The 18,622-nt window shown below is 54.0% G+C and carries 16 protein-coding genes and 1 pseudogene; 3 read left to right on the forward strand and 14 right to left on the reverse strand.

Annotated features, from left to right (window positions below):
- Window positions 1-11: 11 nt before the first annotated feature.
- Window positions 12-662, reverse strand: coding sequence for a phasin family protein (locus tag NZ823_06570; GenBank protein MCS6804794.1), 651 nt, complete (start codon window positions 660-662; stop codon window positions 12-14).
- Window positions 663-987: 325 nt separating this feature from the next.
- On the opposite strand from NZ823_06570, the gene NZ823_06575 reads away from it, so the two are divergent.
- Both NZ823_06575 and NZ823_06580 read left to right on the forward strand, forming a co-directional pair.
- Window positions 988-2,469 carry a sodium:solute symporter family protein gene (locus tag NZ823_06575; GenBank protein ID MCS6804795.1) on the forward strand — a complete coding sequence of 494 codons (1,482 nt, stop codon included), beginning with the start codon at window positions 988-990 and terminating at the stop codon, window positions 2,467-2,469.
- A gap of 725 nt (window positions 2,470-3,194) precedes the next feature.
- Window positions 3,195-4,199, forward strand: a complete 1,005-nt coding sequence (locus tag NZ823_06580; protein ID MCS6804796.1) for an energy transducer TonB — start codon at window positions 3,195-3,197, stop codon at window positions 4,197-4,199.
- Window positions 4,200-4,261: 62 nt separating this feature from the next.
- On the opposite strand, the gene NZ823_06585 is transcribed toward NZ823_06580, so the two are convergent.
- Window positions 4,262-5,188, reverse strand: a complete 927-nt coding sequence (locus NZ823_06585; GenBank protein ID MCS6804797.1) for a pseudouridine-5'-phosphate glycosidase — start codon at window positions 5,186-5,188, stop codon at window positions 4,262-4,264.
- Window positions 5,185-5,820, reverse strand: coding sequence for a Maf family protein (locus NZ823_06590; GenBank protein MCS6804798.1), 636 nt, complete (start codon window positions 5,818-5,820; stop codon window positions 5,185-5,187). Before NZ823_06590 ends, NZ823_06585 begins: the two co-directional genes overlap by 4 nt.
- A gap of 63 nt (window positions 5,821-5,883) precedes the next feature.
- Here NZ823_06590 and NZ823_06595 point away from each other — a divergent pair, with 63 nt between their 5' ends.
- Window positions 5,884-6,342 carry a YkgJ family cysteine cluster protein gene (locus NZ823_06595; protein MCS6804799.1) on the forward strand — a complete coding sequence of 153 codons (459 nt, stop codon included), beginning with the start codon at window positions 5,884-5,886 and terminating at the stop codon, window positions 6,340-6,342.
- Between the two features lie 23 nt (window positions 6,343-6,365).
- On the opposite strand, the gene NZ823_06600 is transcribed toward NZ823_06595, so the two are convergent.
- From NZ823_06600 to NZ823_06650, 11 genes and pseudogenes are all read right to left on the reverse strand, one after another.
- Window positions 6,366-7,154, reverse strand: coding sequence for a DNA alkylation repair protein (locus NZ823_06600; protein MCS6804800.1), 789 nt, complete (start codon window positions 7,152-7,154; stop codon window positions 6,366-6,368).
- Complete coding sequence (locus tag NZ823_06605) at window positions 7,069-8,793, reverse strand: glycosyltransferase family 39 protein (GenBank protein MCS6804801.1); 1,725 nt, start codon at window positions 8,791-8,793, stop codon at window positions 7,069-7,071. Before NZ823_06605 ends, NZ823_06600 begins: the two co-directional genes overlap by 86 nt.
- A 165-nt stretch (window positions 8,794-8,958) precedes the next feature.
- Complete coding sequence (locus NZ823_06610; protein MCS6804802.1) at window positions 8,959-9,591, reverse strand: hypothetical protein; 633 nt, start codon at window positions 9,589-9,591, stop codon at window positions 8,959-8,961.
- Between the two features lie 82 nt (window positions 9,592-9,673).
- Window positions 9,674-10,795, reverse strand: a complete 1,122-nt coding sequence (locus NZ823_06615; GenBank protein ID MCS6804803.1) for a glycosyltransferase family 4 protein — start codon at window positions 10,793-10,795, stop codon at window positions 9,674-9,676.
- The gene (locus NZ823_06620; protein ID MCS6804804.1) at window positions 10,788-12,467 is read right to left on the reverse strand and encodes an alkaline phosphatase family protein; all 1,680 of its coding nucleotides are present in this window, start codon (window positions 12,465-12,467) and stop codon (window positions 10,788-10,790) included. The genes NZ823_06615 and NZ823_06620 overlap by 8 nt, the downstream gene beginning before the upstream one ends.
- Window positions 12,468-12,544: 77 nt before the next feature.
- On the reverse strand, window positions 12,545-13,051 hold the full coding sequence (locus NZ823_06625) for a hypothetical protein (GenBank protein MCS6804805.1): 507 nt from the start codon (window positions 13,049-13,051) through the stop codon (window positions 12,545-12,547).
- Between the two features lie 15 nt (window positions 13,052-13,066).
- Entirely contained in the window at window positions 13,067-14,752 is a 1,686-nt protein-coding gene (locus NZ823_06630) for an alkaline phosphatase family protein (GenBank protein ID MCS6804806.1), read from the reverse strand.
- A 27-nt stretch (window positions 14,753-14,779) separates the two neighbouring features.
- Window positions 14,780-15,367 carry a type II toxin-antitoxin system VapC family toxin gene (locus NZ823_06635; protein ID MCS6804807.1) on the reverse strand — a complete coding sequence of 196 codons (588 nt, stop codon included), beginning with the start codon at window positions 15,365-15,367 and terminating at the stop codon, window positions 14,780-14,782.
- Between the two features lie 36 nt (window positions 15,368-15,403).
- Window positions 15,404-17,053, reverse strand: a complete 1,650-nt coding sequence (locus NZ823_06640) for an alkaline phosphatase family protein (protein ID MCS6804808.1) — start codon at window positions 17,051-17,053, stop codon at window positions 15,404-15,406.
- Window positions 17,054-17,595: 542 nt separating this feature from the next.
- Entirely contained in the window at window positions 17,596-17,841 is a 246-nt protein-coding gene (locus NZ823_06645; protein MCS6804809.1) for a hypothetical protein, read from the reverse strand.
- A 439-nt stretch (window positions 17,842-18,280) separates the two neighbouring features.
- A pseudogene (locus tag NZ823_06650) lies at window positions 18,281-18,577 on the reverse strand (PIN domain-containing protein).
- Window positions 18,578-18,622 lie beyond the last annotated feature (45 nt).

Below are 18,622 nucleotides of genomic sequence, written 5' to 3' on the forward strand. Positions count from 1 at the left end.
AATAGCGCCAGTTATTTTTTCCTGGCCTTGCTAATGGTCTTTTTAGGATGTCTGGCTGGCCCAGTTGATTTCTGTTTTTTCGACTTGTTCGCTGACTGACGGACCAGCCGCTCAACCTGCTGACTCAACACATTGATACTGGTTTCCAGCCGTTCCAGCTCCCGGCGCGATGGAATATCCATCGAAGCCAACAGGCCGGATAGGCTGTTTGAAACAGTCTCTTCGACTGCTTTCTGCACACGTGCCGTGACATCCTTCGCCATGAACTGGATAGATTCGATGATGGCGGCCACGGTGTCAGCTTGTTCACGCCCTTTTTCAAGCGCACCTTTGATTCGCTTTTCAACCTCTTTCTGTACGATCTCGGCTGCCTCAACGCCGGCGGCTACTGATTTTTTGAGTGTTTCCATGACGGCTTCACCTCGCTTTTGAATAAGTCCGATTAGCATTGTGTCTGGCACTACAGCCTCTTCTTTTTTGGCGCTTTCCAAGATAATGCTCGATAACACGACATTGGTGATGTCCTGCCCGTTGGTGTTATCAATGACCTGAATCGTTTCGCCTTGCTGTACCAATTGGGCGACATCCTCGAGCGTCATGTACTTCTTCGCCGTTGGATCGTACAACTTGCGGTTGGCATATTTCTTAATAATTCGAGTCATATCGGGCATCTTCCTCACATTGCGAGGCAGCAGTATAACGCACTGCGTCATAAATGTCAAGTCGTGCCGAACCTCGTCGCTGGCCGATGCATATTGGCCGGCATGCCTTGGGCGCTACTGATTTACAGCGGGTTTCGCATGCGTGTTCATCCCTGGCCGTCATCCTGCCCACTACGGACGGGCCTTTGATTCTGAACATGCGTCTGAAAACCGCTGTAAAGGCGCCCGGTTCGCGCCTGTCACCAAGTCCTATGGGGATGTTGCTCAACCACACCGAATCATTTAGAATCTCGGCGCGTTTATCTCTTATTCAGGAGGTAAGATAATGATTTACACGGGGGCGGTGGCTCTGTACGCGGCGCTACTGATCGTAGTAAGCATTACACGAAGTCGGCGGGTGAAGAACCAGGACGATTTTATGGTAGCCGGGCGCCAGGTCTCTACAGTCTTCTTGGTTGGCACACTGGTCTGCACCTGGATTGGATCGGGAAGTTTATTTGGCGGGGCCGGTCGGGCATTTCGTGAAGGATTTTCCGCCCTCTGGATGAGCGCTGGGGCGTGGGCTGGACTGATCGTCGTCTACTTCCTCGCGCCGCGTGTGCGGAGAATTGCTGAGTACACCGTATCGGATATTTTGGAACGGCGCTATAACCAGTGGGCGCGACTGTTCGGTTCCGTTGCCATTGTGATCGCCTATCTGACCATTGCCAGTTACCAGTTTAATGGAGGAGGTCGGTTGCTCAATCTGTTAACCGGCATGGATGTGTTGCACGGCAAGCTGATTACCTGCGCACTGGCGGTTGTGTTCACAATGACCGCCGGCATGATTTCAATTGTTGCGCTCGATATTCTCAACGGCACCTTCATCACGCTGGGCATCCTTGTCGCCCTTCCGTTGATCTACCATGAGGCCGGCGGATGGCAGCAAATTACTGCTCATCTGTCGCCGGAGCATTTTACGGTTTTTGGGCGACCTGGCGTGCTTCCCGCGATTGGGCTGTTTATGCCGACCTTCTTCTTGTTACTAGGCGAGAGCAGCATGTACCAGAAGTTTTTTTCGGCAAAGGATGAAAAAGCGGCACGCCGAGCCGTTGTCGGGATGGTCATCGGAGTGATCATTATCGAAGTCGCTTTGGCTACGGTTGCCATTTTTGGAGGGAGCCTTCATACCCAAGACCCGGCCTTTGTCCGGCCTGATGGGACGTTTATCAAAGCTGCTACAGAAACCATTATCCTTCAAGTCGCCAGAACTCATCTGCCCGTCGTTGCAGGGTTGATTCTTCTATGTGCTGCTGCGGCTATTATCTTCTCAACGGCTAATACGTTCTTGATGGTTCCTTCGACCAACATCGCCCGGGATATTTATCAGCGTTTCATTAACCCCAACGTGAGCCAAAAGCGAATTGTGACATTTCAGCGAGTGCTCATCCCAATCCTGGCCGCTGTCGCCTTTGTCGTATCTTCGTTCTTCCAGAGCATATTGGATATGGCGTTGTATGCTTACACCATGGTTGGTGCGGCTGTGACGCCGGCGTTATTGGCCGCGTTCCTTTGGAAGCGGGTAACGGTCGTAGGTGGGGTGACTTCGGTAGTGGCCGGTATGGTTACCACGATGATCTTTGGGGCGTTGAATTCGCTGGGCGTCATTAGTTGGGATTATGATTACATTATTTATCCCGCTGGGGGGGCTTCAATTCTGGCGCTAGTCTTGGTTAGCCTCCTTAGTGCTCCGTCTCCCGAAGAAAAGTGGCGGCCATTCTGGACCTCGACAGAACAAGAACGGGTTGGCATTCATGCCTCTGGTTAGTAAATCCCTGGGGCATGGTGTGCTTCAGTCGTTCTGATGACCTAGGATTGTCCTTAAATTCGGCGGCACTGGTCGAACCGGCAGCCGGGCCACTCATGGTTGGTAGAGTGAGAGAAAATAGGGTCCGGTTGATTGATGAGTTTGTACGGGTTCTGGAGTCAATCGTCAGTGTGGCAGGCCACGATAAAGAAAAACCGGGTGGGCCGTTTTGCCCACCCGTAAAACTAAGGAGGTATTCGTGGTGGTACGTGGTCACCCTCTTAGACTCAATTTGGAGGTAGTAAGTTGCCTAAATTTTTTTATGGCTCGGGGTATGATGGAGATTTGCAACCCACCTGAAAAAAGAAAAAAGCGGGTGAGCCGTTTTTCGAGCCCACCCGAAAGCTAAGGAGGTATTCGTGGTGGTACGTGGTCACTCTCTTAGACACGGAATGCCAGTTTCGGGTTGCCCAAAAGCTATGTGATTGTGTAGGTGTCGGAGGGATTCCTATTGCGCGTGATTTATTGGCTATCCAGAGCAGTAAACACCTCTGAGGTTCGTGTTAACTGGTTGACATCGTGACAGATTAGGCGGATAATAAAGCTGCATGCAACGAAAATTGGTTAGGTGACATTCAAAGCAAGTGCTAGACCATGTAGCGATGGCTCTAGTCAAGTCAACTGTCAATGGGTTAACGTATGGACGCAGCTGCTTAGCGAGTGCGAGATAGAAGGAGGTGGAACCTATGAAGGAACCGACTTTTGTTATGTTTGCTCCGCTTGAGGAGGAATCGCTCTTGACTCGTCTGGGTCATGAGTTGCGCGATAGTTCCCGTGACTTTCTGGCCGACCCTCGTGGGTATATCAGGAGCACGTTCTCTCAAGACGCCTATGGTAAAAGAAGAGCGAGAGTGATCTTCCTGGGTAGTGTTCTCACCCTGTTTCTCTTAGTGTTGAGTGTCGGCATTGGTGCTTTGCTTCGGTTCTTACATACGCCGGAAATTGTGAGTGTTTTGGAAACACAAGCGCAAAAGATTAGTTATGTGGAGCCGCCCCCGCTGACTCCTTTGCCCGCGGCCCCCAAGCAGAGCCAGAGAGCTGGTGGTGGCGGCGGCGGCGGCAATAATGAACCAAATCCTCCTTCGTTTGGGCGCCTGCCTCGAGCAGAGTTAACGGTTCCACTGATAAGTCCAACCGTTCATCAGCCGAAGATTAAGAACCCATCGTTGCCTGTTGAGCCGACGATTATGGCTCAACCGGAATTAATCCCCAAGATGGATCCTAATTTGCCATTAGGTGACCCCAGTAGTCGCTCATTGATTCCTTCTGACGGACCCGGTTCCGGTGGCGGTATTGGTACGGGTAAGGGAGGTGGTGTTGGTTCAGGGGATGGTCTAGGCGTCGGTCCAGGTAAAGGATTTAACATCGGTGGCGGTAATCCTTCAATAGGAGGAGGAGACAGGGATAGGGACCGTATTGTTCAGTCCCGACCGCAAATCCTCAATCGTCCCAAACCTGATTGGACTGAAGAAGCTCATCGCAATCGCATCCAGGGAGAAGTGGTTTTGAGCGCCACATTCGCTGCGGATGGAACCGTCCGCGATATTCGCGTCATTCGCGGGCTAGGCTATGGATTGGACGAAAAGGCGATTGAAGCTGCTAAGCTGATCAAGTTTATTCCAGCGCGTGATCAATATGGCCGGCCGATTGATGTTCGCCAGCGTATCACGGTTGACTTCCGGTTGTTGTAGCTGGCTCGGCTGTGCCGACACTGTCGCCGCACACTTGTCCAGATAAGGCTATGTGCGTGGACTCATGAAGCTGGCTCGGCTGTGATGATGTTCTCACTCCACGCCTTGGCTAACTCAGCCGCCACGTGAGCATTATTGAGCAGCAGGGCTACATTAGCATCCAAGCTGCGGCCTGCCGTCGCGTGTTCAATCTCCGATAACAAGAACGGGGTCAAGCGTGCGCCCATGATGTGGGCCTGCTTGGCCTTTTTTAACGCCTGAGTGAGAGCCTCTTCAATTTCTCTGAAGGGGATTTCAGACTCCGAGGGGATTGGAACAGCAACTACGATCGCACTACGATTCCCCATGCTCCAGTGAGCTCGGCTGAGCTGAATAACCTCTTGCGTCGTTGATACGTGCAGATCAAGGACGATGCCACTGGATCGGGAGAAGAATGCTGGCAACTCCTCCGTGCGGAAACCAATGATAGGCACGCCGGCAGTCTCCAAATATTCAACGGTTTTGGGCAAGTCGAGGATAGACTTTGCTCCTGAGCAAACAATGATCATCGGAGTCTCTGCCAAGATTGGTAGGTCTGCTGAAATGTCAAAAGAGGCCTGAACATCTCGATGCACGCCACCAATGCCGCCTGTTGCCAGTATTTTGATACCGACGCGGTCGGCTAATCTCACCGTTGCCGAGACGGTCGTTGCTCCCCACGCTTGGCGGGTGATGACCCAAGCAAGATTACTGATGCTGGTTTTCAGCACGCCTGTTCGATTAGCAAAGGCGTGAATTTCTTGTTCTGTTAATCCGATTTTAGGGCGTCCTGCCACAATGCCGATCGTTGCTGCGTAAGCGCCGGCCTGATGAATGACCTCTTGGCATTGCATTGCTACGCGGAAATTGGTTGGGTAGGGCAGCCCATGAGCGATCAGAGAGGTCTCCAAGGCAACGACCGGTTGGCCGGTTTGTAAGGCATGGGCGATGTTGGACGCAATTTCAATCAACGCGGTCTCCCAGTTGGTCTTCTTGTTGAATAAGTTTTCAGGTCAATTCCCAAACGAAGGGCCAGGCGGTACACGAGTCGTAAAGGAAGACCAACGACATTGAGATAGTCGCCTTCAATGCGCTCAATCAGCAGGCTCCCCAGTCCTTGAATCGCATAGGCGCCGGCCTTATCCAGAGGTTCTTCGCTGGACAGATACCAATCTAATTCATCGGGTTGCAATCGGGCAAATTTGACTCTTGTGGTTTGACAGCCCGACAGTTGTTGGTTGGTGTCTCGGCGAATGAGGCAGACTCCGGTGAGCACCTCATGCCATCGCCCGCTGAGCGTTGTTAGCATCTGCCGGGCAGCCTCAATGCTAGGGGGTTTTCCCATGATTTGCCCGTCAATGACCACAACAGTGTCAGCGCCGATGATCAGCCCATGATCGAATCGGTGTGTGAGTGCCTCGGCTTTCATCCGCGCCAACATCTTTACGTAGTTGGTTGCTGAGTCACCGTAACATTGTGGTTCTTCTATGCCGCTGGGCGCGACATGGGGAGAGATTTGTATGATATTGAGAATCTGCTCACGACGCGGCGATGCAGATGCCAGTATGATAGGACCTTGGTACATAGCTTGACAGTGTATCATGATGATGGACGCTCGCGGTACGGGTCTAACGCCGAGACGAAATTATGTTAGAATATCGCGCCTATGAAAGGGCCGATTTCGCTGCCGGTTTTGCCGACCGCCGGGTTGCCTGCCCAGGTTGACATTTGTGCCAATCAATGTCAGGCGCGATGTTGTAAGTACATCATCGTCAAAATTCCTGCTCCACGTACGCGGATGGATCATGAAGAGATTCGCTGGTGGGTTGCTCATGAAGGTGTCAGTGTACACATCGCTCAGCGAAAGTGGTATCTACAGGTGTTCACCCGATGTACTCACCTGACGCCCAATAATCTTTGCAGTGCCTACGACAAACGGCCTGATGTTTGCCGCGATTATGAGCCAGACAATTGTGAGTTCACCGCCGAGTTAGACATTCAACGCGAGTTCCGAACGATGCAGGAATACGATCAGTATTTGGAGGAAAAACGGCTTAAGCGACGCGGCATAAACGCGCAGCGTGGTCGCTTACAGACAAGCAATGGGCGTCGTCTTAACCGGTGAGCAACTACGGTGGTTATTTGGGTTCACACTGATAACACACTCTGCCGCAGCGCGGGCGGGAGTTTTTTGGTTGCTTCGCGGATGATGCTTCGGTGAGCTCTTGGTTTCCACCGTTTGAGGAAATCAGCCAATTGATCGGGCGCATGGGAGGCAAGGTCTCGGAGTGTGAATCCCAGTGCCTTTCTCACGATCCATTCAGTGTCTTGCATCAGGTATTGACAGACGCGAAACACAATATCAGCGTGACCCTGATTGTGATGACGAAGTCGCCGCAACGAGACGAGCGAGGCCCGTCGTCGCCACAGGTTGTCTGACTGTGCCCACTCAATCAGGTGTTCAACTTTAGATAGATCAGCCGCCACCATAGGTCCCACGACGCAGACGCACAAGGTGTCGCACAGCGACCAGTCATCAATTTGGTTGAGCCATGAGTTGGCCAGCTCCCAGATATGATCATCAAACTGTCTTTCAAATCGTCGCAGGATCAGCAGGCTCAGCAGCCGCGATTCAAGATGACCATCTTCCCAGAGTCGTTGGACGGTGGGCATGACTGAAGACAAACTGAGCGGTCGGCCCTGTGATTTTATGAATTCGCTGGCGACTTCTTTAATGTGAGCGACGGGCACGCCGAGCACGGGAAGGTGCGTTTTCAACACGGCGCGATGGTGCTGCGTGTGAGCCGGGTCAGCTTGTTGTTTGAGCCGTTCGATCAGAACCCTGGCCGGATCATCTGGCGGTGGCTCGGCTGTGTGTTTGGAGTGGGGCGCTGAAGATTTTGCTGATTTGATTAGACGTCTTTTTCGTTTTGGCATGATTGCGAAGGGAAAAGATACTTTGATTCCAAGCAGTGGGCAAGCCCTGCTCCTGTTCTAATCTGCGTAACTGTAGCAATCTGACTTTAGCCGTTGGTGTGGGCAATCGCTGGTCCAGATGAATCTTGTAACTGGGCCAAAGCTCCGCTAGCGCTGTGTCTGTCATGTTGAAGAGCTCGGAGCGATAATCGAGTATGAGCCAGATGCGCGGCAGCGAGCGGTGAACAGTCAGGTAGTTGGTGGCTGTATCTGCCGCATCGGTATTGATGACAGCGCGCCATATTGACTCGTCCTGCCGAAAATAGTATTGGAGCGTCCGATCCATGTAGGCCGGGTCAACCACAATGAGATCGCCCGTTTTGTATTCCCGTCGAATGAGATCAGCAATTGGGCGATAGTCGCCTTCGCGCGTCGGGTTTTGATAATAGGTGATCAGTGAAAGACTCATGGCGACGAACAACGCAGCAGTAATCAGCGCCTTGAGCCATCGGTTTCTCAGCGTGACGATGCCAGCAGCAGTCATCATGAAAAAGTAAGGGGAGATCATCATCAAATAGCGCGATAAGACCATCTCCCGTTGCCAGGTGAGCATCACCAGCATGACCAGCAGAAGCGGAATCCCGAACAATCCGAGCAGCTCACGACCGTTTCGTCGAATCTGCCAGAGTCCTTTCAAGGTCACGGCTATCATCAATGACATGCCCAAGCCGGCCGTCATGAGCCGGTGTTGAAAATAGCAGCGTGCTTCGGCGGAGTCTGGGTATTGGCGGTAATTGGCCAGTGCATGGGCTAGTTCGTGTGGATAGATTGCATATCCCATGGTCATCTGGAATAACAGGTTCCACACTTGACGCAATCCATCTTCGATGGTCGTTGCCACCCGCCAGTCACTGCTGACGCGGCCAGTCGGTGGATAAGAAATGATGAATGCCAGCCACGGCAGGCAAGCCAGTGCAATGATAGCGTTGAGGCGTAACCAACGACGAAGCGTCGTCGCCGGCTCGTCGGCGCGTTGCTTGGCTCTCAGGTAATGACGCAGGAAGTCTATGTTCACAGCCGCCAAGATGAAGCTGGTGAAATAGTGGGTGTATAAAGCAGCGATGAAAAAAAGGCAGAAGCCAGTTTGGGAGACGCAGCTTGCCGAAGCCTGCTGTCGAAGTCGGAGGTAGCAGAGAACAGCTCCAAGCGTCAGTGCTGTCGCCATCGTGTACATGCGCACTTCTTGAGCAAAGTAGACCTGATATGGTGAGAGGGCTAACAACATGGCCGTCAGCAGGGCTGTTCCTGCGGAGAACCAGCGACGGGCGAGCGCAAATGAACCGAGAATGATCAACAGGCTAAATAGCACGAAGGGTAACCGCAGAACAAACGGGCTTGATCCAAACACGCTCGTCCACGCCTTGAGTAAGAGAAAACTGCCAGGAGGATGCACGTTGAGCGCGGCGCGGCGCAGCAGCCAATAGGTTGGCAGTTGCGAGTCAGACCAAGTGAGCGTTTCATCTAGCCAGAGATTTTGATAGTCGAGGTGGTACAAACGCAGGCACAGCGCCAAGCCAAGGATCGTCGCCAACAACCATGTAGCGCGTCCCGGATGACGCACGGCAGGGAATATGCTCAACTGCTTGATGGATGTTGCCAATGCAGCCCGATGCTCCAAGCATGTGACGTTAATGCTTGGAGCCAATAAGTAGCACGTCGAGCGCGGCCATGTCAATTAAGACCGGGTCGCTGCCACACTTGCCACGTGATGAGGGACGATGAGGAGCCTCCGGTTCTCGGCCACCATGCAGGCTGGCGATCTACCTTATTTTGAGAGTTGTTCGAGTTTCAGTTGACGCGCGTCAAACGCGCGAGGCCCACTGTAGGTGAGAATCCAGCTAATGCCGTATCGTCGCGCTTCATCCGTGTTCACGTCATCGCGTGTGATGCGCGCTTGCTCCAGCTCGCGGCGGTGCATGTAAACTTTTCTTGGGTAGAGATAGCTGTTGAAGAAGGCCGCATAACTGATCGTGCCGGGTTGTTCAAGGATCAAGAGAACAGAAGCGTCTTCGGGAATCTGCTGTCGAAGCTGTTGCAGTTGTGGCATGAGGTCGTGATGCCAGGGCACGAGCTTGATTTCTTCCTGCCACTGAGCTTCGGTGGCGCTGATCCAGTAAACACCATAAAATACCCAGAACGCGATTGTTGGAATAAAGAGCGCAAAATGCAATTGCAGCAGCCTTCGCGTCCACTTCGATGCGGAGTTAAAATGCGGTAGAAAGCAGCCCAACCATTTATGTTGAATGAACCACAGACCGCAGAGGACGCCGGCCAAGATCGTCGCATAGAGGCGAAACTGAGGCAGCGTCGCCGGCAAGCGTTCGGCGGGTAAAGCCATTCCAAGAGCGGATAGCCATGTGAGGTAGGTCGCATCGGGAACAAATCTCAGGAGAAGCATGCATCCTGCAAGCATGAGCAGGATGTGAGCAAAGCAAAATCGTATCAACCGGCGTGGTCTGGTTGTGGTCATGGTTGTTGCGTTATTCCTCCAGGAGCTGGGCATAGATGGTGGCTAGCTGCGCGGCGGCTTTTTCCCAGCTAAAGAGTCGGGCCCGCGCGAGGCCTTTCTCGATGAGCGACTGGCGGAGGCGGCTGTCGGTCAAAACGCGCGACATCTGGCGATGAATGTCGTCAACGTCTTCAGGATTGCAATAAAGCGCGGCGTCACCGGCCACTTCAGGCAGCGAATAGACGTTGGAAGTAATCACCGGGCAGCCAGAGGCGAAAGCTTCCACGACCGGTAGGCCGAATCCTTCGTGCAGTGAAGGGAAGACTAGCATCGTCGCGCCGGCATAGAATTTTGGTATTTCGTCAGCAGGCACAAATCCTGTTTGGATGACATACGGCTGCAACCGCTGTTCGCGGATGATTTCATCAACGGCGCTATATCCAGGTGGCTGGTGACCAACGAGCACAAGCTGATGTGGCCATCCCTCTTGCTTGAGTCGCGCAAATGCCCGGAGTGTGGCCGTGACGTTCTTCTTCGGTTTAATCGTGGAGACGCTGAGAATATATGGGCCGGTCACCCCGTAAGTGGCCAGCGTTGATTGCCAGTCTACACTGGGGTGGAATTGTTTTCCCACGCCATTGTAGACCACGTGAACCTTTTCCGGCGGTACGTCATAGTGAGCAATGATGTCACGCTTTGACGCGTGTGAAACGGTGATGATGGCATCGAACGCTTGGAGCGCCTGACGGTGACGCAGCAGTTTTAGTGGATTGAACCGATTGACCACCTGCTTGTTCATGCTAGCGCGAGATGTTCCATGTATTGTTACCACACGTTTGATGTTGACTCCCCACCAGTCGTAGGGTGTAAACAGGAACGGATAATGCACCAGATGGGCGCCCTGCCGTTTCAGGTAGAGTGCGATCGTCGTTGAGTACACGTAATGGTTCTGCATCCACCTTGGCAAGAGCAACTCATGAGCTGTGGCTGCTGTAATCAGGTCGGCGCGTTGCGGATGGCGAAGGAGTGTGAGGTTCTTGACGTGTTGGCTGAGATGTTCAATCAGGGACGTCAGTAGCAGGCCAAAGGTGTGGGTTCGTCCATTGAGCCGATCCAGGGCTAGTACAACCAATTTATCGGCGAGGTTACTCAAGGTATCCCAGTTCTTTCAATCGCTCTCGGATGAGTTTTTCTTCTTCATCGGTATTCCAACCGTATGGTTGGCCACTCATCGCAGGCGCACGCGCCGACTGGATGTGGACCCGATAGGCTTGAAGATAGTCCGGGTCAATGGCCTGCTCGATAACATGACCATCCATGTCCTCCAGGAGAGGAACGCCGGCCAGATAGAGAATGGTAGCGGTCACGTCTTCAAGCTTAGGCAGAGGGCCTGATAAGCCATTCGGCGAGATTTGAGCGCCAGGTCGAATAGCGTTTCCATTCATGATGAGGATGCCTTCGGCGCGGTGTGTTCCTTGATTCTTCTGTCGTGTTTGGCAAATCAGCTCAGCCGATTTTGTGTCCGTGTCAATTCCGTACTGGTCGTCGAGGTTGAAAATGATGTCTGGCGCGTTTGCTGCATGATGGCCACGGTAGACGCCTTCGCGCACCATGATTTCGGAAATCAGCCGTCGGCCTGAATGGGGGTCACGCATGGCTGTCAGTTTCTCAATCAGCTCAGCGCGAAACGCATCGTAGGCTGTGCCCGGTTCAATCACGCCGGTGTGATGATCAGCGGTATTGATCCAGATGCCGCCGATGTAGTCATGCAACTTGACCAGCTTGGCCTTGATGGTGCGTCGTGCCGCATCGCGCAGGCGTGCTTCAGTGCGTTCCAGCAAGCCTGCCGGTGTGATCGGACCGAGGTATTTGTAGATTCGACGTTTGGTCGGCAACAGCCTTTGCAGAGCGCGTACCATTGCGCTGTTGAGGCCATTAGAGGCTATTTGGAGTTGAAGCTCTCGGGCCAGTGCTGAGAAATTGAGTCGTTGCTGCGCAGCGGGACCGAACCCATGATCCGACAAGATGATGATGTCGTAATCGGCGCCGGCGAGCCTCACGAACTCGTTCAGGTAATGATCCAGTTCCTGATAGATGGTAATCAGCCGGTGCTGCAGCTCTGGAGCGTGATCGCTTTGGCAGGAAGGGTCCAGATGATGCCAGTAGCGATGTTGAAGTCGGTCGGTCTCAGTGAAAACGACGATGAAACAATCCCACGGCTCACGCTGAAACAGCTCCAGCGCGGTGCGCGCGCGTTTGCGCAAAATATCTTGCATGCGTTGCAGGAAGTGATCATCAGGCGAAGAGAAGTCTTTTTCCTGCGGGTGCAGATCAATTTCGTAATGGGTTAGTTCCGCTGCCAATTCCGGTGGGTGAGTGAAGTGGCGGGAACCGGGCGGCGTCAGCATGCCGGTGATCATCACTCCATTGATTGGTTCGGGTGGATAGGAAATTGGTAAGTTGATGCAGGCGACCCGACGTCCTGCCGCGCCGAGCAGGTCCCACAACTTTGGTTCGGTGATGGAGCGGGCGTTGACGACGACGCCGGGGACGGCCAGATAGGTTGGCTGACCGCGCCCCAGCGAGTGAGCAGACCAGGGATTAACGTCATAGAATTGGAATACGCCATGTTTGCCAGGGTTCTTGCCTGTGATGAACGTAGACCAGGCTGGAGCTGAGACAGGTGGCAGCGTTGAGAGTAAAATGCTGGAAAATCCTTCGGCTCGTAGCCGCGCCAGCGTCGGCATGGCGCCGCGTTGCATGAGCGGGTCCAGCGCAACGAATGACGCGCCGTCCAATCCGATGATCAGAAGTTTCCTGCCCATAGGTTTTTGTTACGGTCAAAGCGACCGACTGACGGCAATCGTGCTGACTGGTCAATCGCCAGTGCGCATAGATGCCGCTACAAATCTGTATCCTCGTTCTGACGTCTCTTGCGCTTGGATTGGCCTTCCAGGCTGACGATCAACCAACGGTCGCCGATTTTTCTGACTCGCACGCTGCGTTCTTTGTTTCTCTTTTTGTTCTTCCATTTAACGATGGCTTCCGTCTCGCTCACTTTCTCGAAGCCGGGAATGATTTCCAGCGATTCTTCGGCAATTTTCTGACTGAATCGCTGAAATCGCTTCTGGCTGAGGATTTCCGGTGGAACCGCATCCGAGTAGGCGCTGCGATAAAGCTCATAGTTTTTTGCTTTGGCAGCTTGAAACACCACCTGCAATGGGCCTTCGGGCGTAGACAGGTCTGCGGTCACTGATGCTGCCGGTGTCGGCGTTGTGGGTGATGTTGGCGAGGGTGACGGCGTCTGACTCGGCGCCGATGACTGTGGCTGGCCACCGCAGGCAAGGCCGCCGCTGATCAGAGCCGTCATCAGCACTGTGCTCGTCCACAAGCGTTGCATCTCTGTCACGGAATGTTACCTCCTTTACATGTATCCCAAATCTTTCAATCGCGCTTCAAGGCTCATCTGCTCCTGGTCTGAGTACTCAAAGGTAGCCTGAGCGACGCTTTCCAACGGGGTCGTTTCATAAGCGATTGGAGCTTGCTCAATGTACTGTTGGGTCAGCGCCGATGTCAACACCTTGCCGTCCATGTACTCTTGGACGGGCAATCCCATCAGATGCAGAATGGTGGGAGCAATATCAATGATCTCCGCTCCTTGGATTTCTATGCCTGGCTGCACGTGTTGGCCATAAAGCATGAGGATGCCATCTAGGTGATGATTGCCTGAACGTTCGATGTTGCCTTTGGCGGCGTAGGTGACGATCTCTTCGCCCAGTCCTTCATTGATGAAGTAGCCTGGCCTGGGCAGCATGACGATGTCCGGGGCGTCATCCAGGTATGGTCCGGCGTAGACCTCTTCTCGCTTGTACACGGCCTGGATGACCGGCTGGCCGGTCTCGCTATCGGTCAATTGACGCAGTCCGTCAATCAGCTCATCGCGCAACGCCTCGTACTCCGCGCCGGGCCGGACAATGCCTAATGGTTCGCGACCTTTGACGTTCAGATACAAAGCCAATCCGCCAGCCGAAGGAAAATAGGCGCGCGTCCGACTCCAATCCACGTTATCTTCGATATTTTTGTAGGACGGCCGACTGCGCGGCACCTGGTTTTTCCAGGCTTCGGGAAAGAGTTTCGGCAACCAGGACAGGCGCAGAGACTCCAGGCGCTTGACCAATCGCTCGCGTTGAAATCCGATTTTAAACAGCGCGCGCTTGATGGCTAGGTTTTTGCGTCGGTACAACACCAGGTAGCCGTGTCGAATGAGCCAGTTGGTGATGAAGACGTTCTTCTCGGTCATCATGAAGCCGTGATCAGAAAGGATCACGAGATGGGTTGCTTGGTCTAATCGTTGCAGAATCTGCCCAAGCAGCGCGTCCAGTTCGCGGTAGCAGTCGAGGATGCAGTGTTCAAACCGGTTGGGGCCAGGATAGTAGCGATGCCTCGGATCCATGAATTTCCAGAACATGTGCTTGATGAGATCAGGGGTGTGAAACATGACAAAGAACAAGTCCCACGGTTTATGATCCATCAAGTAAAGCGTCTCTTGTCCGTGAATCCGCGTCACCTGCATAGACTCTTCAAACGCTTCGGCCAGGTGACCTGAACGGTTGTAGTAGGTGTCGGCGTTAACACGGTAATTTTCGATCACGCTGTGAAGCTCATCGCGCAGGTCTGGCGGGTGCGTGTAGTCGGTTGCTTCTGCCGGCGTCATCATGCCGGCGACCATCAGGCCATTGAACCGGTCCACGGGATAAGTGAGCGGCAGGTGCAGGATGATGGATCGCCGCCCGTAGGCCTGGAGGATTTCCCAAAGCTTTGGTGCTTTGATGTCTCGGCTGCTGTAGACGAGTCGCCGGTAATTCTTTCGCATGGGCTTAAAGAAGCCGTAGATATTATGCTTGCCGGGGTTGACGCCGGTGATGGACGAAGTCCAGCCGGGCGGCGTCAGCGGCGGCAACGTGCTTTTGAGAATGCCATGCGCGCCGGCATTGAGGACTCGTTTGAAGTTGGGCAGCTTGCCTTCTGCCGCCCACGGCTTGAGCAGTGTGAAGGTGGAACCATCCAGTCCAAGAACGAACACGCGCTGGCGATCTGATTTGATGGTCATTGCTTCGTTCGATGGTGTAGATGGCGTTTAGTGGAGATTGGGATTGTCGGCCTGTAAGCCTTCGCTTCGGGCCGCTGGAACGAGCCGGTCGTCGGCAGAAAGAAAAAGAACGGCCTGGCCTGAGGATCGTAGCGCGGCCTGCCGCGACAGAGCCGTAGCCCGTTCGAGAGCAGCATACGCGCGCGACGGGCGGCGCTGGGTCAAATCAACAGCCGACTGAACACTCGAATCGCTGATTTGTTCTAACCACTCGGCGCGAAGCACCGCTTCGCGGAAACTCCTGAGCATATTTTTCAGCTTGGGCTGGGCGATCTTGCCTTCTCTCCACTTTCTGTAGAAGGCCGATGTGACTTCGACCATGACAAGTTGAGAGAGTGGGCGCAACTCAGTTTGCGGATCACTGAAAAGCGACTCCATCCAGAATGATTCTATCTCTCGTCGAGCATGTTGCTTCGTAATGGAGCTTCTGTCAAACGAATCGCTCATGAGCTTACGCTCGCCACCAAGAATGAAGATGGAGCACAGTAGGGACGACCGTGCCACATTCTCGAGTGGGAATACAGCCGGTGGCTCAATGACGCCGTTTCGATAGCGGGCTTCAACTGTTTGTCTCATGTTGATCGCTCCAAAGAAGCAGGGATTCTATCACGCTCATGACAAATATCCCAAATCCCGTAGCCGTTCGCGTAGGGCTTCTTCCTCCGTTTCATCATACTGCCATTCGGGCACACTCGATTCCGTCTTTCCGCTTGAAAACGTTGGTGGCGTGCGGCTGAGGAAATCAGCCGTGAAGATGTCCGTCAACGGCTTGCCGTCCATCTCGGTTGGAATTGGCAGACCCAAGCCATAGAGCACCGTGGGAGCAATGTCCACGATCTGGGCGCCGTCGAGCACAAAGCCTCGCTTCAGATGGCGGCCAATGCCGAGCAGAATGCCATCGGGCGCATGTTCGCCTGATGGTCCGTCGCTCACGAACAATTGGCCTCGTTCCTGCACTCTCATGCGCCGACCGAGCGAGAAATTTCGCCGGGCATCAAGGTGGCTCAGAGATGGAACCAGGATAATATCAGGCGCCAGGTCCGAGTGCGGGCCGGCGTAGACTTCTTCCTTTCGCCAGATGGTGTCGAACACCGGCGCGCTGCGTTCATTCCGAACTGCCTTCAATTGCTCGATGAGAGCTTCCCGCAATGATTCGAACTGCGCCGGCTCCACCACGCCGAACGGTTCGCGGCCCTTGAGATTGATTCGGATGCCGGGTGGAAAGTAGTAGGCTTTCGTCGCCGACCAATCAATCTTGTCGCTGAGCGACCGGCTGATGACGCGCTCGCGCACGGCCAGATGTTTAAGACCTGGCCAGGCGCTCTTGACCTTCCTGGCCAGCTCGTACAGTCGTGGGCTTCGCTTCACCGCGCGCAGCACGCGCGACCAAGAGGACATGCGCGGGCGTTGCACGGGGCGAAGCCAGCCTTTTTGCCAGAGCCACTGATTGACCAGAAACCGCTCGACCGACCCACAGAAGCCGTGATCGGAAAGCACCAACAGCGTCGTTTCCTCGTCCATGCGCTCCAGGATGAGCGCCAACGCCCGATCAATCTGCTCATACATGTCGGCCATGATGGTTTCTTCTTCCGCTGGATGATGTTTGGGGTGGGTGGCATCCATGCAGTGCCAGAAATGGTGCTGAATGCGATCGGTGCAGGTGAAGACGCCGACAAACAGTTGGGGATCGGTCTTCTCCAGCAGATAGAGCATCGCGTCTTTCCGCGCGTCAATCAATTCGGACAACTGTTGCCGGAGTTTTGCCTGAAAGGTCTTGTGCTGAACGAACGGGAAGTCAATCTGATAGTTTGGAAAGCGTTCGAGCAGCTCATCTCCGAACTCAGCCGGATAGGTGAAATTCTTCAGAAACGAAGCGTCCATGCCGCTGACCAGGATGCCATTGACCGGACGCGGGGGATAGGTCATCGGCACATTGAGGACGGCTACGCGGCGCTGGGCGGCGCTGGCGAGTTCCCAGAGCGTCTTGGCCTTGACATGCGCGCCGTTCGTGAGAACGACTCGGTCTCGTTCAGGCGCGAGCGCCAAGAATCCAAACACGCCGTGCTTACCAGGATTCAATCCGGTCATGAACGAAGACCAAGCGACGGCGCTGTTGGGTGGCAGCGTCGAGCGCAGCACGCCGCGCACGCCATTCTCGATGATGTATTTGAACGTCGGCAGTTTCCCTTGAACGATGAGCGGATCAATGAGGCGAAACGTCGCGCCGTCAATCCCGATGATGTGAACTTTCTGTCTCGCCATGAAGTTTCATCAAGCCACTGAATTCTTCACACTGCCGCCCGACGTGGTGCGTTCGCCGGAGCAGTGGTGCGCTGCACATGCGTCACAGCAGAGAGCGATGGTGATGAATCGCGCTCGTTCGCCAGTCCTTCTGAGTCTTTCTGCCCCGCCTTTCACAAGCCGAGAGAGACTTTCCCGGAGCAGGAGATTCATCTCTTCGTTGAGTGAGCGGTGATGCGCCTTTGCCGACTCCGCTAACCTCTATGACGTCCCGGATCCAGATGCGGCAGGAGGCGCCCACAGTATCGTTTGTGGACTTCAATCTGCTGGAACGCAGCCAGAGCCAACACCCCCTCGGCGCAATGGTCGCACACCTCCACGTCCAGGGTTGGAATGACGAGCCGCTTGCCCTGTTTACTGACCGGTTCATAGGCGACGTGTTCCATCCTCGTGTCGCCCGACACCGCAGGACGGGCATTTGTAGGTTTTCCGTTTTGTTTGGTTCATAAGCCTGATCTCTCAATCAGCCCTGTGAAAGGTGATGATAAAATACCCCTTGTTCTTCACGGACTCTCACCTTGCCGAATAAATCCGTTGGCCACTGATCGCTGGCCAATGACCGTGTATTTAAAGTTGGCCACGCCTCTTTCGTCGCGCTCTTTCCTGATGACTTCACCAACGAGTATAGGGTGAGCGAGGTCTTGAAACTCGAATGGTCGCCAGAAGAGCTGGTAAATGGCTTTAGCGGAGAAACTGATTCGACCTGCCACGACCAACCGCTTAACCTTTTCTGGAACCGGTTTCGGCATTAGTAACCTTGTGATGCTAGCGGTTCTGTACGATGATCGCAAGTGATCCCTATGCTCTAACACCAATAGCTCCGAGGAAGACCCTGCTTTATGAAGCGAAAGGGGGTGAAGGATGCGAGCGACCAAGCAGTAAGCCGCGATCTTCAATCCACATTGAGTATCAGTAAAGCCGCGCGGGTGGCGTCTGAATTGGGCTTGATCTTTCAAGGCTAGGAACTGATGTCTTCCACATTGGCTACCTCGCGTGAGCGACGAGTGAACTCATCCTGCATGTGGGTTGCGGATTGACAAAACGCAGAATGAGGCACAGTCACTGGCAACTGCTCATCGCGTGTTCAGAGGCAAGCGGTATTAGGCTTCAGACATCGAACCACAGACCGATTAGGGTCCGACGCCTGAGACGTTGATCGAAGAATCCATCAGCCCGGAAGGACTAGCCTCACCAGACTGTTTGAATGGAGCCGCTATTAACCAGTTCAGGGTCACATGTCAGACAGGGGAGGCCGAGTCGCTGCGCGACGCCGGCAATTATCCGATCGTGCATTTCCGAGATTGTTGTGAGTGTGTCAAATCCCAAGACATCTTCCGCGCGAAAGTCAACAAATCGAATATGTGCCGCTGCCGCGAGCTGTTGGTAAACGGGCGCAAACAGATGCGCTCGCCCTTGTTTGGCCATCAGATAGTAAATCTCCGCCACCGCGATACTGGGAATATAAATTGTGCCCCTGCCCTGCTCGGCCTCTCGAAAGGCATAAAGGGCATTGGCTCACAGCTTCACATC

This window comes from Blastocatellia bacterium (genome assembly GCA_025054955.1).
Classification (GTDB): Bacteria; Acidobacteriota; Blastocatellia; order HR10; family J050; genus JANWZE01.